Below are 15,769 nucleotides of genomic sequence, written 5' to 3'. Positions count from 1 at the left end.
AAATTTCCGTTTCGGAAAAAGTTACCTTGAAATGCGATGTTCAAAATCGTGTTATCTGTACGATTTTGAAGTCGTCGACCTGTTCGACAACAAAGTTATCGAACAGGTCTGGTTTTTATTATTATAGAAGGAATTTAAAACAAAATGGCTGCAAAGAATACGTATGATGAATCGAAAATAAAGACGCTCAGTTCATTGGAGCATATCAGGCTCCGCACCGGTATGTATATCGGTAGGCTCGGAAACGGCTCGAACCCCGATGACGGTATTTATATCCTGTTAAAAGAGGTGCTCGATAACTCTATCGACGAGTTCATCATGGGAAACGGAGACCGTATCGATGCGCTGTTAAAAGACAACAAGGTTACCGTGCGGGATTACGGCCGCGGTATTCCACTCGGCAAGGTGGTGGAATGCGTGTCGGTCATCAACACCGGTGCAAAGTACAATGATGAAGTCTTTCAGTTTTCGGTAGGCTTGAACGGCGTCGGAACCAAGGCGGTGAACGCGCTCTCCGAGTATTTCCGTGTGGTTTCAGTCCGCGACGGGAAGTACGCCGAAGCAGTGTTTGAGCGGGGTGTACTAAAACACGAAAAGCAGGGAGACGCCAAAAAAGGCATTAAAAACGGCACATTGGTGGAGTTTATCCCCGACGGGGAAATATTCGGCGACTACGCGTTCAACCTCGACTTTATCGAAAAGCGGATGTGGAACTACGCCTATTTAAACGCCGGTCTTACGCTCACCTTTAACGGCGCTTCATACATATCCGAAAACGGCTTACTCGACCTCCTCAATGCGGAAATCGGCGAAGAGACGCTCTATACGATTGCGCATTTTAAAGAAGCGAAACTTGAGTTTGCCTTTACTCACACCAACAACTACGGCGAAACCTATTTTTCGTTTGTCAACGGACAATACACCTCGGACGGCGGCACCCACCTTTCCGCCTTTAAAGAAGGTTTGCTGAAAGGGATAAATGAATACTACCGCAAAAACTATAAAAGCGAGGATGTCCGCGAAGGTACCTGCGCTGCGGTGGCGGTAAAGGTGCAAGCTCCCGTGTTTGAAAGTCAAACGAAAAACAAGCTCGGCAATACCGAGGTGCGGCCGTGGATTGTCAACGGTACAAAGGCCGCTGTCGTGGAATGGCTGCAAAAAAATGCCGAAGCCGCGCGGAAGCTGGAAGAAAAAATCCTTGCAAACGAGCGGCTGCGGACAGAGCTGAACAGCGTTAAAAAAGAAGCGAAGGCTGCCGCAAAAAAAATTGCAATGAAAATCCCGAAACTCAAAGACTGCAAGTTTCACCTTGGGGATAAGCAGTACGGCAATGAGTCGATGATTTTTATCACTGAGGGAGACTCGGCTTCGGGTTCAATGGTTTCGAGCCGCGACGTTCTTACGCAAGCGCTTTTTTCGCTGCGCGGTAAACCCGAAAATATGCACGGTAAAAAACGGGCGGCTATCTACAAAAATGCGGAGCTTTACAACATGATGATGGCTCTCGGTATCGAAAACAGCCTTGAAAGCCTCCGCTATAATAAGATCATCATCGCAACCGACGCCGATAACGACGGCTTTCATATCAGAAACCTTTTGCTCACCTTTTTCCTCACCTACTTTGAAGAGTTGGTGTTGAGCGGGCGGATTTTTATTTTGGAAACGCCGCTTTTCCGAGTGCGCACCAAAAAAGAAACCTGCTATTGTTATTCGGAAAAAGAGCGGGATGTCGAAATGAAGCGGCTCGGCGCAGCGGCGGAAGTTACCCGTTTTAAGGGATTGGGAGAAATAAGCCCGAGCGAATTCGGTCAATTTATCGGAAAGGATATCCGCCTGTTACCGGTCAGCATTCAGACCGTGAAAAAGATCCCGGGCGTGCTTGAGTTTTATATGGGAAAAAATACCCCCGAACGCAAAGCCTTTATTATGAAAAATCTTCTTGCGGAGGTCGATGCGTAGAGCGATCGTTCCTTTTATTTGCAGAATAGCCGCCAATATGGTATAGTAACAGCGCATCTCAAGGAGTGCTCATTCCTGAGCGGTGCATTTCAAAGTACCCTGTTCCGAAACGGAAGTTTCCAAACAGGTTTACTGTACATTTCATTACGTATGTGGAGGTTGTATGTCAAATTTTTTATCGGTTAAAGATTTTATCGCTCAACAAAAAGATAAGATGATTGAGCTTGAACGGCTTTTGTGCTCCATTCCAGCCATGGCTCCGGAGTCGGACGGCGACGGGGAATTGAAAAAATGCGAAGCGTTGGAAGCATATTTAAAAAAGCTCGGCTTTACTCAATTTGAACGGTTCGATGCACCCGATACGCGGGTATCTTCCGGTATCAGACCGAACCTTGTCGTTACCATTCCGGGCAAAGATGATTCAAAACGGGTTTGGATTATGGCGCATACCGATGTGGTGCCGCCCGGAGAGCTGGCAAAATGGGAAAGCGATCCGTGGGTATTGAAGCAGGACGGTGATAAAATTATCGGGCGCGGTGTAGAAGATAACCAGCAAGGACTGACCGGAGCGGTATTTGCCGCCTATGCATTTCTTGCATTAAAGATTCAGCCTGCTCACACCGTAAAATTGTTGTTTGTTGCCGACGAAGAAGTGGGTTCGAGATACGGCGTTATTTATCTTTTAAATAATCATCAGTTGTTTAAACCTCAGGATATTATCGTTGTTCCTGACGGGGGAGATCCTTCGGGCGAGACAATTGAAGTTGCGGAAAAGAACCTGTTGTGGTTAAAGGTTGTGGTGCATGGAGTGCAAACGCACGCCTCACGTCCCGATTTAGGAAAGAATGCGCACATTGCGGCGGCGGATTTGGCGCTCCGGTTGAATGCTTTGGAAAAGGTGTTTTCAAAGCAGGATAATTTATTCGAGCCGCCATATTCGACCTTGCAGCCGACAAAAAAAGAAGCGAATATCCCGAACATCAACACCATTCCGGGCGATGATGTATTTTATATGGATTGCCGTATACTCCCGTGTTACACTGTTGCGGAAGTGATGGAGAAGATAAAAGTCGAGGCAAGTGCGATAGAAGCAAAATATGGCGTACAGGTTGAGCTTATTATTGATGATTCGGCGGAATCGCCTGCAACGCCTGTCGATGCCGAGGTCGTTACGATGCTGTCAAAGGCTATCGAAAAAGTACACGGCAAAAAAACGCAAACCATCGGTATCGGCGGAGGAACCGTTGCGGCACCGCTCCGTCAGGCAGGCTTTAACGCCGTCGTATGGAGCACGCTCGACGATATGGCGCATCAGCCGAATGAATACTGCATTATGAAAAACTTAATTGACGATGCACAAGTACTGGCAGCATTGATGTACGGAGTCGATGCGCTGTAAGTGTGACGGAGGTATGAACGCCGCACCGGATGATGATTGCCGGGACGATAATCGTTGGAATGATGATTGGCGAAATGAGCGTGCTTCCGATACGGTTATCCGCTTGCCGGAACATGTTTCGCCGACATTTAAGGCCTTGATTACCTCCGCAGCACCTGCCGACGCCGCTGCGCTGCGCCGGCAGGTGCTTTCCTCCGACGACGAACAGGTCGTGTCGGAGGAAGAGCGGGGCGACCCGCTCGGCGAGGCGCGTTATTGCGTTACCCCGTATCTGGTACACCAATATCCGAACCGCGTGCTGCTATTGAGTACCGGCCGCTGCATCTCGTATTGCCGGTACTGTTTCCGGCGGGAATTTACCGCCCGCTCAAGCGGCTTTATTTCCGATGAGCAAATCGGAGCGGTAACATCATATCTTAAAACACATCCCGAAGTACAGGAAATTCTGGTTTCGGGGGGAGACCCGATGAGCGGTAGTTTTGAGCAGATAAAACATCTGTTGGAAAGCCTCCGTTCCGTCCGTCCCGATTTGCTGCTCCGCCTTTGCACCCGTGCGCCGGTTTTTGCACCGGAGCTTTTTACCGAAGATTTTATGACACTTCTCCGTTCCGTCCGTCCGCTCTGGGTGATTGCACATATAAACCATCCGGCTGAGCTCGGTAAGGAGCAGCGGCAGGCCTTAACCCGCTGTATCGATTCGGGGATTTCGGTGCAAACCCAAACCGTATTGCTGCGCGGCGTTAATGATGACCCTGCCATCCTTGCGGAGCTTTTCCATGCGCTGGTCTGTATGGGGATAAAACCAGGGTATTTGTTCCAAACGGATTTGGCACGGGGAACGGCGCATTTTCGCGTATCGCTTGAAAAAGCCGCACTTATATGGAAAGCATTACGTAAACGCCTTTCCGGTTTATCGTTACCGCAATTTGCAGTCGATTTGCCGAACGGCGGCGGAAAATTCCCGCTTTCCGCCCTGCTGCTCTATGAGGATATTGTCTCCTCGTTAAAAGACGGCCGCTTTTCAGCGCGCGGTATAGACGGAAAGACCTATACCTATCCGAGGTAGATGTATTGCCTAATGATGAGGGAGAAGCGTCATTGCCTTTTATCATCCCCGTAGCCGCTGCACTTTCAATTAATTCACAATTATGAATTAATGAAGCAACCTCTTTCTTTATCGTTCTAATTGTATGAACTGCTATAGCTGAAAAGCAAAGAACAACGACAATATGACAACCTTTTAAAAATTAGCGAGAAAATAAATGCCGAGAAAGATAGCCAGCCGAGCTTTCTCTGCCGAAAGCTTAGGCTGTGCCGTGAGGCATTCAAGATAATACCAAAAAAGTCCGAAATCGGGATCGATACGGATGGCGTATTCTAAAAAACCTTCGCCGTCGATTTGTCGACCGAAAAGCAATAATACTACATCATGCAAGACGCCGAGACATTCGGGTAATAATTCCTCATAATCGACCGGCTTTTCTGCCTGCTGCATAGATTCACAAAAACTGCGGAGCCGATAGAGGACATCCTCTTTTACATCTTCATCTGCTTTTTCAACCCACATCTTATCGACAAGCAGGCGTACGTTTTTTTCAAAGCTGCGGATGAGGTTGATTTGATAGTGCTGCGTAATCGGCTCGGTACCGGTAAACACCTGTTCAAATGTCCCCCCCGTATGAAAAGCTCTTGCAATAAGTAGAGCCTGTACGGCAAATACTTCAGCATCCTCCGCAGAGAGAAACGCCGGAAGATATTCAACTGCGGCCTTATGTATTTGTTCCGGTAGTTGTATATCGACATCGTTAAAAATAGATTGGAGCATGCCTAAAAATGGTCTTTAATTTATTTTTTGTCAAGTAGTTAGTGATTTATGTCATGCTCTAATGACATTAAGATACTGCTTGCACTTTTTTTGCGAATATACTAGGATACGCAAACTTGGGGTGCCGGAACAATGGACGGGAGCCTCTAAGAACCTCATCCGTTTTTTAGAGCCAACCGAATTTATTCGTTCCGTGCTGAGAGCATACCCGAAAAAGGCGTCCGTACGGATGCCTTACACCTGATCCGGATAATGCCGGCGGAGGGAATAATGAAGTTACGTCTTTATTTCTTTTTGTTTATCGTATGTTCAATCATACTGCCTTCAACCGCTTTTGCAGGCGGAAAACAAGATACTACAGAAAAAATCGTTGTTGTCTATACCTATGACTCTTTTGCTTCTGAATGGGGACCGGGCACCGAAATTGCCAAACGATTCAAAGAGCAAACAGGCTACACCGTCAATTATGTGATCTGCGAGGATTCCGGTTCCGTCCTATCGAAAGCGATGGCCGAAAAAAAGAATCCGCGTGCCGATGTACTGCTCGGTATCAATGCTTTTCTTGTCGATAAGACGCGCAGCGCAGGTGTTCTGGAACCGTATACCTCTCCGAATTTGGATAAAGTTGTTCCGCAACATGTTATAATGACTGATGATCAACTACTTACCCCGTATGATTGGGGCTATTTTGCGATTATGTACGACACTCAATCAAAGGTACCTGCTCCTCAGTCGCTGGAAGATTTAACAAAGCCCGAATATGCAAAATCCTTGGTTATCATGGATCCCCGTACGAGCGCTCCCGGCTTAGGTTTTGCCGCATGGACAAAGGCGGTTTACGGGAACGATTATCTTTCGTACTGGAAAAGACTGATGCCTTCCATCCTGACGATGAGCCATTCGTGGAGTGCGGGATACGGGCTGTTTACGGCGGGGGAGGCTCCGCTTGCGGTCAGCTATACCACCAGTATGGCTTATCATATCCGGTATGATAAAACCGATCGATATCAGGCATTGACGTTTACCGAGGGGAATATGATTGCGCTTGAGGGAATGGGCGTCGTTAAAAATGCGCCGCATAGAGCAGCGGCTCAAGCTTTTATCGATTTTATGCTGACTGAAAAAGCGCAGGAAGTATTGCCCGAAACGCAGTGGATGTATCCGGCAAATACCGCGGTGCAGCTTCCCGAATCATTTAAAACAATCCCGATGCCGAAAAAATCGCTGACGATTTCCGGTACCGAGGCGGAAACGGCGGTAGACGCTATTATTTCAGTATTGGAAAAATAACCGTATTTTTGCATTTTTATCGCAGAATTGTATGGATTCGGTTAATCGGAATGCTGCGAAGCGGACACTACTGCAAAATGCTTTTGTAGTAGGCGGCGGGTTGTTATTCTGTGTGGTACTGATTGCTTTTTTCGTACCGCTCGGAGCTGCCGTTTTTCCGGCCTTCGATGGAGGCGCTTCTGCAGCAGCCTTTCGGCCTTTATGGAAAGCTGCCCGTTTTACCGTGATGCAAGCGTTTCTCTCTGCGGCAGGGGCAAGCGGTATCGGTCTCTGTGCGGCGTTTTTTTGCGCCCGCCGGAGGTTTTTCGGACGAAAGTTGTTGCTCTCTCTTTCGGCGATCCCCTTGAGCGTGCCGCCGGTGGTTATCGCGCTTGCGTTTATCCTTTTTTTCGGAAAAAACGGTTTACTGAACAAACTGCTTGCGGCGCTTTCGGCTGGGGAGCTTTCAATCGGCACCTTCCTTTATTCGACGGGCGGCATTGTGCTTGTACACACCTTTTATAATTTTCCCATCACGATGCGTACCGTATCCGCCGCATGGGAACAACTCCCCGAGGAAACCGAACAAGCCGCTCTTTTGCTCGGAGCCTCGCCGCTGCGCATTTTTAGAACAGTGATCTTTCCGGCATTAAAAGCGCCGCTGTGCGTTTCGTTCGTCATTATCTTTTTATATTGCTTTTTCAGCTTTGTGATTATTTTGCTGCTGGGTGGTCTCGGCGTAACAACGCTGGAGGTTGAGCTGTATCAAACCATCCGCAGAGATATACACGCGAGTACCGCGGCGCATATTGCGCTGGTGGAAACCGGTATCGCAGCGGCTGCGGTAGGGCTGTACGCTTATTTAAGGAATAGAACACCCGATCATGCTGAAAACACCCAATACGCCCGCATTCGGTTGAACATCGGCGGCGCAGCAGAATATGTCTTTTTTGCCGCGCTTATCTGTGTTATCTGTTTTTGTTTGCTGTTTCCGCTCGCTTCTCTGGTGTGGTACTCTCTGTCGAGTCCTAAGGCGCCGCTCACGATAACTTTTGATGCGTGGCGACAGCTTTTACAGCGGCCTCACTTTTGGGGCGCGGTGCGGCAGACCATACAGACAGGGATCGGCACCGCTGTGCTTTCCGTAACGGCTGCGCTTTTTTTTGCATATGCAGCGTTTCAATCAAATCGGAAGTGGTATAAAAGCCTGCCGCTCATTCCTTTTGCAGTTTCTTCTATTGTACTGGGATCGGGGTGGTTGAAGCTTGATACTGTGCCGTCGCTGCTGTTGCTGGTTATTGTGCAAAGTTCGCTTGCGTGGCCCTTTGCGTGGATGCAAATAGAGACCTGCCTCGCAAAAATTCCCCGTTCGGTACTCGACGCCGCCCATCTTTTGTCCTCTACCCGCACGGATGCATTTTTTCGGGTATTTCTACCGTTATGCAAAACCGGTATTATATCTGCGCTGTGCTGCGTGTTTGCAATCAGCGCGGGGGACGCATCGCTGCCGCTTCTGCTCCACATTCCGAACTTTGAAAATCTCGCGCTGATGCTGTTCCGCTTTGCCGGTTCGTATCGGTTCACCGAAAGCGCCGGTATCGCGGTGATTCTTGCCGTACTGACGGGTTCGCTCTTTTATATTCAGGACACGGTGAGGGAGCGCGGACAAACGCATCAGACTGTTTTTTAACAGCCCGCAAAATAAAGAGACCGTTCAACCAGAGTTGAACCTCTTCGCGGTTCAAATGGTCTCACGGCCTCTTTATTTTGCGATTTATATCAACCTGTCTGATGCGTTTGTCCTTCTGTGGAAAAAAGCGTTCAAAATTTTATTTAAAATTTTGAACGTAAGGAAGACAACCGCTTGGAAAGATTAAAGTGCGGTTGCCCTGTGTATCAAAAGTGCGTATGGTAGGGAGCGTATATGAAAGGTGATTCGATGGGTTTTCCGATAAATAGAGAGAATGATGAAAGTGAGGCGTTTCTCCGGCTTGTCTGTTTGACGAAGCGGTTGCCGTCAAAGACTATCAGTCTTTCCTGTTCGGTGGAAAAGGCAGGGACTCTTGCGCTACTCGGTTCGTCGGGCTGCGGTAAGTCAACCGTGCTTAAAATGATCGCAGGTTTATTGCCCGCCGATTCGGGAAACGTCTTTTTAAACGGACGTGATATTACCGATGAGTCCGTCAAAAAACGCAGCATCGGTATGGTCTTTCAGGACTATGCGCTGTTTCCTCATTTAAGTGTCGAAGACAATATCGGGTACGGCCTCGTTTCGCAAGGGATATCCAAAAGGGAAAGCAGGCGGGCTGCTGCGGAATGGCTCGAACGTTTCGGTTTGACCGGTATGGAAAAAAGACGGATTGAAGGACTCTCCGGCGGGGAGCGGCAGCGTGTCGCCCTTGCGCGGACGCTTGCGGTAAACCCGCTCGTGGTCTTGTTTGACGAGCCGCTTTCCGCCCTCGATGCTCCGTTGCGGCTTAAACTCCGCGAAGAGCTCAAAAAACATCAAGCCGAAATGCAGTATACGGCAATCTACGTTACCCATGACCGCGACGAAGCCGAGTACCTCGCCGACAACATCATCGAAATGCCTTCCTCCTGACCGAAATTTTAGGTATCATTTCTTTAAGCTCAGGGCAAACGCATCAGACCGATAGATGTCATTTCGCAAGATAACGGATACTACTGCCTAGAACCAGTGCTTTTGAAAATAGATGGTGTAGCTACAAGGAGTTAGCTGAAAATAAAGCACAGGCGCGTTCAAAAATATACGTCCGTGTATATTTTTGAACATCGAGTTTGTTGTAACAAACTCGATGGCCCCCTGCATATAAGCACCGCCGTCCATGGCGGAAATGATACGTTGAGCAGCGGCACGGATGCCGCTGGTTTTATCAAAAGCGATGTTTCGCGATCCCGCGAAACTCGCAGTCAAAACTATACAAGGATGTATAGTTTTGACGATGCGACGCAGTAGATGCGCCGTATATTTTCAAAAGCATCTGATGCGTTTGCCTTGTGACCGGAGGTGTAGATGTCGCTTAATTGCGCTGAAATCGATAAGATTCTGGAAGAGCTCGATTTGGAAGGCTCATACATACAAAAGGTGGTGCAGTCCTCCTATTCAGTGATGGTGCTGCACCTCTATAAGACCCGCCCGATGAGTTTGGTCATCTGTCTTGAACCGGGGGCGTGCCGCCTGCATGAAACAACGCGGAAGATTCCTAAGTTCGACAAGCCGCTCCGTTTTATGGAGCTGCTCCGTTCCCGTCTCCGCGGCGCCAAGATTACCGAGGCAGTTCAGCTGAACAACGATCGTATTGTCAGGCTTTCGTTGGAGACCTCTTCAGGTATGCTCTACCTCTATATCCGGCTGTGGAGCGGGGCAGCGAATATGCTGCTTGTCGATAACGGCATTATCGTCGATGCCTTTTACCGCCGCCCATCCCGCCATGAAGTGAGCGGAGAGCCGTGGCAGCCCCTACCGGGAGAATCTGAAGCCACTACGACGCAAACTTTTGGAAATGAGCCGAGTGCTGCGGCAGGCAGCGAATCAAAAGCCGTTGCAGAAAGTGTATCTACCACCGTGTCGCCTATAGCCGCTGACAAACCGGTAAAAACCTACACCGTCCGCAGCTATGATGCATCCAAGACCTTTAATGAAGCGATTGACGAATGGTACGCGCGGCAGGCGCCTGTGCTTTCGCTCGAAGCGCTACGTGCGGAAGCGGAGCATTTTTACGGTCTTAAAATAGAGAAGATTTCCCGCGCGCTTGAAAAACTCGAAGCGAAAAAGCATTCGTTTTTGCAGGCGGATACGCTGAAACATCAAGGCGATTTACTTTTGGCAAATCTCTACCGGATTCCGCAGGGGGCCTCTTCCGTCGAGCTGGAAGATTATGCGGCGGACAACCGGATTATCCGCATTGCCCTCGACCCGAGAAAAACAGGGCAGGAAAATGCCGCCGGATACTATGAGCGGTATAAAAAAGCGGTTTCAGGGCTTGAGGCGCTCACCGATGATATCGAAGACTCCAAGCGGACGCTCGCCGCGCTTAACGAAGAACTTGCAAAACTGCGGGTTGAAGAAAATCCTTACCTTATCGAAAAGGTGCTGCACAAGCGGAAGATACCCGTGCAGCGAAAACAGGCGGCTCAAGAAAAAGAGCGGCCGGGACTTACGTTTTACCATGACGGGTGGATTTTGTATGTCGGCAGGACAGCTACCGAAAACGATGAGCTGCTACGGCACCACGTGCGCGGCAAGGATATGTGGCTTCATGTGCGGGACTATTCCGGCGGCTATGTCTTTATCAAAAACAAAAACGGAAAGACCGTTCCGCTGCCTGTGCTGATTGCCGCAGGGAACCTCGCCGTGTTTTATTCAAAGGCGCGCCGGAACGGACAAGCCGATCTCTACTACACCGCAGTGAAGGATTTGCGGAGGGCGAAGAACGCGCCGAAAGGAACCGTACTCCCGTCAAACGAAAAAAATCTTTCCATTAAACTTGATCCGGCAGTTTTGAAACAGCTTGAACAGTCACGGGGGGAAACGCTTAGCTGATGGGTAATTGGTAATTGGTAATGGATAATTAAAGGAGCTGTTAATTACACATTACCAATTACGAAAATTTTCAATTATTATTTTTCCCTTGCACTTTCCCCTTTTTACTCCTATACTATTTCTATGCTGAGTTTCAGAACCGGATTACCGCAGCACCAACCGCCTCTCTCAAAAGCGCAGTCGCTATTTTCAGTAGCGGCATATTTTCAAAAGATAGTTGACACACATAGTTTTGTCGGCATAATCACTCAGCAACTCAGCAAGTAGACTGTGCCCTGATAAATGGGCGTTTTTTTCATTTAAGCAACAACATCATTATATTTTCTCATCAATTTTTGCAGACGGCAAACGTACTGTTAATCTTTTCCCTATTAAACCGCAAAGAGTACCACGTATGCGGAGTCAGATAGAGGAGAACATTCCTTTCAAAACTTTAGCGTGCTCTGCGTCTCTGCGGTTAATTAAAATAAAACCACTCAGCATACAAAGATCGCAAAGAATCACCGGTAAATACCAAACCATATCCCAACCCCCTTAGCGTCTTCTGCGTACTTTGCGGTTAAAAAATTTAAGGAATAAACCGTCTGGCGGTTGAAAATATATAAGTGCTAGGAGGAACAATTATGGATAAAAATGGAAGAACGAATCGGCTGTTGAGCCGGTTAGCAGTAGGGTTGATGCTTGCTGCAATGGCCTTGTTTACCGGATGTCCGAATAAGATAACGGTTAAACCGGAAACGTTTGTGGTAACGTTTAGCGCCGGGGAACACGGTACGCTTAAAGCAAAGGCTGACGGCGTAACGGAAACGGATAAAAGCCCCATAAGCGTCGAAAAGGACAAAACCGTGGTCTTTACCGCAATGCCCGCAGAAAACTTTGTTGTAGACAAGTGGACAATTCAAGGCGGCAGCTTTGAAAGCGGTACCGGAACAGACGGCAACAGCGCCGCAAAGGTAAAAGCAACGGCAGCCGTAACGGTAAAGGTGAGCTTTAAGGCATTGCCGCCTTCTGTCGTAGCGGTAACGGGCGTAACGTTGGATAAGCCTACGGTAAGTCTTGTAGCAGGAACTAGTACAACACTGACTGCAACGGTTTTGCCTGCAAATGCAACAAACAAAACAGTAGCGTGGAGTTCCGATAAGCCTGCGATAGCGAGCGTTGATAAAAACGGTACAGTAACGGCACATAAAGCCGGAGCAGCGGTTATCACGGTAAAGAGCGAAGAGGGCGGTAAAACAGCGAGCTGTAAGGTAACGGTTACGCTGATCGAATACACTATCACCTACAACCTGAATGGCGGAACGAATGACAAGGATAATCCCGCACACTACACTGTAGAAACGGAGACGATTACCTTAAAGGCTGCAACAAAAACAGGTTATAGCTTTATGGGTTGGTATGAGAAAGCGGACTTCACCGGTGAAAAAGTAACGCAGATTGGAAAGGGCAGCACAGGCAATAAAGAGTTTTGGGCAAAGTGGAAGATAAACGAATACGCGGTAACCTTTAGCGTAGACGGCACCGGCGGTACGCTCAAGGCAAAGGCGGACGGCATAGCGGAAACAACGATCAGTCCCATAAATGTTGAGCACGACAAAATTGTAACCTTTACGGCAACGGCTGAGAGCGGCTATGTAGTAGACAAATGGACGGTTACGTCCGCCGATGCGCTGCAATCAGGCGGTACCGTCGGAAGCGATACTGCAATGGTAAAGATGAGTGCAGCGACAACGGTACAAGTAACGTTTAAACCGGAGGGAGGAACCCCGCCTACACCACCTTCCGGCGATGTAGGTAGTTTTGAAGATACAGGCGACGGCTTTATAAAAATAAGCCCACCTGCAGCGGGGATTACCGGTCAAGATCCGACACATACATTGCCGGGAATGGAAGAGTATTGGAAAGGGGTATTCCGCGCAGGGCGGAAGGTAACATTGAGCCCTTATAAGCTTGGCAAAACGGAAGTGCCGTATAAACTGTGGAAAGAGGTATGCGACTGGGCGAGACAGCCTGCGAATGGATACAAGTTTGCTTATGCAGGAGTAAAAGGTAAAGATGGAAGCGGGAGCGAAGAAGAGCCGGTAACGAGTGTAAGCTGGCGGGACTGCATAGTGTGGTGTAATGCGTATACCCAGAAAATCAAAGGGGAGGGGGAATGCGTCTACCGCAAAAGTGCTACCGATACTACAGTGTTAAAAGACGCGACTGATACAGCTGCTTGCGATGCCGCGTATGCCGATATGAGTAAGAAAGGGTATCGCCTTCCGACGGAAGCGGAATGGGAATATGCAGCTCGGTGGCAGGGAAGCGACAACACCAATGCTGAGAAATATGGAGAAGTATGGCTTACCAAACTGAACAGTGCGAGCGGAGCGAAAGCTGACTGGAATAATGCGGATGAGACAAAAGCGGTTGCGTGGTATGGTGCTAATTCAGACTATAAGACCCATCCTGTAGGAGAAAAGCGGTCAAATGCACTTGGCTTACACGATATGAGCGGGAATGTATGGGAATGGTGTTTTGATTGGCATCATAATGATCCTACAGTAAATGATGCTACTTATACATCCGGCGGATTTGTAGTTGACCCGCAGGGTGCTGCTTCCGGTAATGCCCGCGTCATGCGCGGCGGTTGCTGGAACGACGACGCGGAGTTCTGCGTCGTCGGTATTCGGAACTACGTCAACCCCGACTTCAGCCGCGACGATCTTGGTTTTCGTGTGGCTATGTCCAAGAATTGACATCCGTGTCAATTCTTGGACGCGAGTTTTGGTAGGCTCCGCCTGCCAAAACGTCGCTATTGCGTGGAACCACCGCCCTCCCTGGCGGTACTGAAAGCTCACACAAACGGTGTGAACAGTCCCTGATGAAAAATGTACACCCGTGTACATTTTTCATCGACGAGTTTGAGGCATTTCCGGCATGGAAGCCGGTCGTGTTAGTCAGAAACGACGTTTTCCAAAAGCGATGCTTTTGGAAAACTCGCAAGTCAATTTACAACACGGACGTTGTAAATTGCCGAAACGTCGCTTCTGCATAGAACCAGCGCCGTCCATGGCGCTGCTGAAACGGAGTTGTATAAAAGCTTAACGGCTCAGCTTTTTTAAGGACGAAACTTTGAAACCAAGGCGGGTTCTTAGGGTAGAACCCTAAGTCGCCGTTTTTCTTTAGATGGGGTTACAGGGGAAGACTTTTCTTTTTATCGAAAAAAAAGAAAAGTCTTCCCCTGATATGTCCGGTATATGGATGATGTGTTGCTCTTTGCCGATACCATGCAGGAAATAAAAGACATGCTGCATACTGCCAAGCGCTTTTTGGAAGAGGAGTTGCTGTTAACTTTAAAAGAAGAAACAATCGGCAAAACCGCAAGTGGCGTTCCATTTCTGGGCTTTTTGTTAAAGCCGCAAGGGATATACCTTTCACAAAAGAAGAAGAAACGCCTTAAAAAGCGTATTAAAGAATACCGCTACAAGCTTGAAAGCGGCGAATGGGACGAAGCAGAATATGCTCTGCATATAACCCCTGTGTTAGCCCATGTTGCCGTAAGCCGGTGCAGGAGGTATTGCAATAGGATTTTATAATTAAAAAACTCAAAAATTCTTCATTTCTTTAGCTGTTTTACTCCGAACGTCGCATAAAGACTGTAGGAGGCAAATATGCAAAAATTACTAAACATCCCTATGAGTTTTACAGCTCGAAACGATTACGCATTTCTTTCCATTCTTTAGCCATTTTTGCATCCGTGCTTTATAAGAGAGGTATATGCACGGAGGTAAATTACTATGAGAAAATACAATCGTCGTTATAAAGATTCGGTCTTTGTCGATCTTTTCAGTAATGATAGAACTGCAAAAGATAATTTTTTAGCGCTGTATAATGCCCTGTATAATACCCTGTATAATACGAATTATCAGTCTACAGATATATTGAAAAACATACGGCTGAAACAAACAATGTATATGTCATTCGCTAATGATGTATCGTATCTCGTTGATAATAAAATTATTGTCCTTGCGGAACATCAGTCAACCGTAAATCCGAATATGCCATTAAGATGTCTTGAATATGTTACGCGGTTGTATGAACATATCCAAAATCCCCGCGATCGCTATTCACGGACTCTTAAAAAAATCCCGGTTCCGGCATTTTACGTCTTTTACAATGGAAGAGAAAACATTCCTGCACAAAAAATACTAAGACTTTCGGATTCCTTTATTAGGCAACCTGAAACGCCAACTCTTGAGCTTGTTGTAAAACTGATAAATATCAATTATGATAAAGATAGTCGAATAGTAAAGCGTTGCGAACCGTTGGGACAATACAGCCTGTTTGTGGATGCAGTACGTCGGCATATTGCAGTTGATAAAGAGCATGGTTTCGAGAATGCTATTAAAGAATGCATCAAAAACGATATACTGAGAGAATATCTACAAAGAAAATCACGGGAGGTTATAAACATGTTAATAGCTGAATATGATTACGCTACCGATATTGCCGTACAAAGAGAGGAAGCAGGAAGAATAGCCTTTGTAAACGGCATTAAACAAGGAAAATCACTTGGTCTTATTGAAGGCAAAGTCGAAGGTTCCCGCCAAGCAAAGCTTGAAACCGCAAAATTGATGAAAGAGGAAAGGCTTTCGTTGAATTTAATTACAAAAATCACCGGACTCTCTCAAGCAGAAGTAGAAGCACTATAAGAATTATTGAAAATATTGCAAAAGCGACAGGGCTTTCCAAAGCAGAGGTGGAAGCT

Annotated in this window: 10 protein-coding genes and 2 pseudogenes; 11 read left to right on the top strand and 1 reads right to left on the bottom strand. The window is 47.6% G+C overall.

What is annotated here, in order from left to right:
- The first annotated feature begins 144 nt into the window (after positions 1–144).
- The 3 genes from ABK01_RS08315 (at position 145) to ABK01_RS08305 (ending at position 4,424) form a co-directional block, all read left to right on the top strand.
- Entirely contained in the window at positions 145–1,959 is a 1,815-nt protein-coding gene (locus ABK01_RS08315; protein WP_253675302.1) for a DNA topoisomerase IV subunit B, read from the top strand.
- Positions 1,960–2,122: 163 nt separating this feature from the next.
- A complete protein-coding gene (locus ABK01_RS08310; protein ID WP_016524002.1) occupies positions 2,123–3,358 on the top strand; it encodes a M20 family metallo-hydrolase in 1,236 nt (411 codons plus the stop codon).
- Between the two features lie 13 nt (positions 3,359–3,371).
- Positions 3,372–4,424, top strand: coding sequence for a KamA family radical SAM protein (locus tag ABK01_RS08305; protein ID WP_253675301.1), 1,053 nt, complete (start codon positions 3,372–3,374; stop codon positions 4,422–4,424).
- 174 nt (positions 4,425–4,598) lie between these two features.
- Here ABK01_RS08305 and ABK01_RS08300 read toward each other — a convergent pair whose 3' ends face one another.
- Positions 4,599–5,183, bottom strand: coding sequence for a hypothetical protein (locus tag ABK01_RS08300; RefSeq protein ID WP_212565047.1), 585 nt, complete (start codon positions 5,181–5,183; stop codon positions 4,599–4,601).
- Positions 5,184–5,453: 270 nt separating this feature from the next.
- Between ABK01_RS08300 and ABK01_RS08295 the strand changes: the two genes are divergently transcribed.
- From ABK01_RS08295 to ABK01_RS08260, 8 genes and pseudogenes are all read left to right on the top strand, one after another.
- A complete protein-coding gene (locus tag ABK01_RS08295) occupies positions 5,454–6,473 on the top strand; it encodes a thiamine ABC transporter substrate-binding protein (RefSeq protein WP_253675300.1) in 1,020 nt (339 codons plus the stop codon).
- 31 nt (positions 6,474–6,504) lie between these two features.
- Entirely contained in the window at positions 6,505–8,142 is a 1,638-nt protein-coding gene (locus ABK01_RS08290) for an ABC transporter permease (RefSeq protein ID WP_253675299.1), read from the top strand.
- 234 nt (positions 8,143–8,376) lie between these two features.
- Positions 8,377–9,054 carry an ABC transporter ATP-binding protein gene (locus ABK01_RS08285; RefSeq protein WP_253675298.1) on the top strand — a complete coding sequence of 226 codons (678 nt, stop codon included), beginning with the start codon at positions 8,377–8,379 and terminating at the stop codon, positions 9,052–9,054.
- 432 nt (positions 9,055–9,486) lie between these two features.
- Positions 9,487–11,016, top strand: coding sequence for an NFACT RNA binding domain-containing protein (locus tag ABK01_RS08280; protein WP_253675297.1), 1,530 nt, complete (start codon positions 9,487–9,489; stop codon positions 11,014–11,016).
- Between the two features lie 623 nt (positions 11,017–11,639).
- A pseudogene (locus ABK01_RS08275) lies at positions 11,640–12,446 on the top strand (Ig domain-containing protein); the annotation flags it as partial.
- Positions 12,447–12,599: 153 nt separating this feature from the next.
- Positions 12,600–13,757: pseudogene (locus ABK01_RS08270) on the top strand (formylglycine-generating enzyme family protein); the annotation flags it as partial.
- Positions 13,758–14,258: 501 nt separating this feature from the next.
- The gene (locus ABK01_RS08265) at positions 14,259–14,597 is read left to right on the top strand and encodes a hypothetical protein (RefSeq protein ID WP_253675296.1); all 339 of its coding nucleotides are present in this window, start codon (positions 14,259–14,261) and stop codon (positions 14,595–14,597) included.
- 201 nt (positions 14,598–14,798) lie between these two features.
- A complete protein-coding gene (locus ABK01_RS08260; protein ID WP_253675295.1) occupies positions 14,799–15,713 on the top strand; it encodes an Rpn family recombination-promoting nuclease/putative transposase in 915 nt (304 codons plus the stop codon).
- Positions 15,714–15,769: the final 56 nt, after the last annotated feature.

The sequence above is a fragment of the Treponema sp. OMZ 305 genome (assembly GCF_024181325.1).
GTDB lineage: Bacteria > Spirochaetota > Spirochaetia > Treponematales > Treponemataceae > Treponema.
The sequence above is the reverse complement of the archived record's forward strand: the minus strand, read 5'-3'. Positions and strand labels throughout refer to the sequence as shown.

Excerpts from the sequence above, each read along its gene's own strand:
- ABK01_RS08315 (WP_253675302.1), top strand. The coding sequence starts at position 145 with ATGGCTGCAAAGAATACGTATGATGAATCGAAAATAAAGACGCTCAGT.
- ABK01_RS08295 (WP_253675300.1), top strand. The coding sequence starts at position 5,454 with ATGAAGTTACGTCTTTATTTCTTTTTGTTTATCGTATGTTCAATCATA.
- ABK01_RS08310 (WP_016524002.1), top strand. The coding sequence starts at position 2,123 with ATGTCAAATTTTTTATCGGTTAAAGATTTTATCGCTCAACAAAAAGAT.
- ABK01_RS08260 (WP_253675295.1), top strand. The coding sequence starts at position 14,799 with ATGAGAAAATACAATCGTCGTTATAAAGATTCGGTCTTTGTCGATCTT.
- ABK01_RS08265 (WP_253675296.1), top strand. The coding sequence starts at position 14,259 with ATGGATGATGTGTTGCTCTTTGCCGATACCATGCAGGAAATAAAAGAC.
- ABK01_RS08300 (WP_212565047.1), bottom strand. The coding sequence starts at position 5,183 with ATGCTCCAATCTATTTTTAACGATGTCGATATACAACTACCGGAACAA.
- ABK01_RS08280 (WP_253675297.1), top strand. The coding sequence starts at position 9,487 with ATGTCGCTTAATTGCGCTGAAATCGATAAGATTCTGGAAGAGCTCGAT.
- ABK01_RS08290 (WP_253675299.1), top strand. The coding sequence starts at position 6,505 with ATGGATTCGGTTAATCGGAATGCTGCGAAGCGGACACTACTGCAAAAT.
- ABK01_RS08285 (WP_253675298.1), top strand. The coding sequence starts at position 8,377 with ATGAAAGGTGATTCGATGGGTTTTCCGATAAATAGAGAGAATGATGAA.
- ABK01_RS08305 (WP_253675301.1), top strand. The coding sequence starts at position 3,372 with ATGAACGCCGCACCGGATGATGATTGCCGGGACGATAATCGTTGGAAT.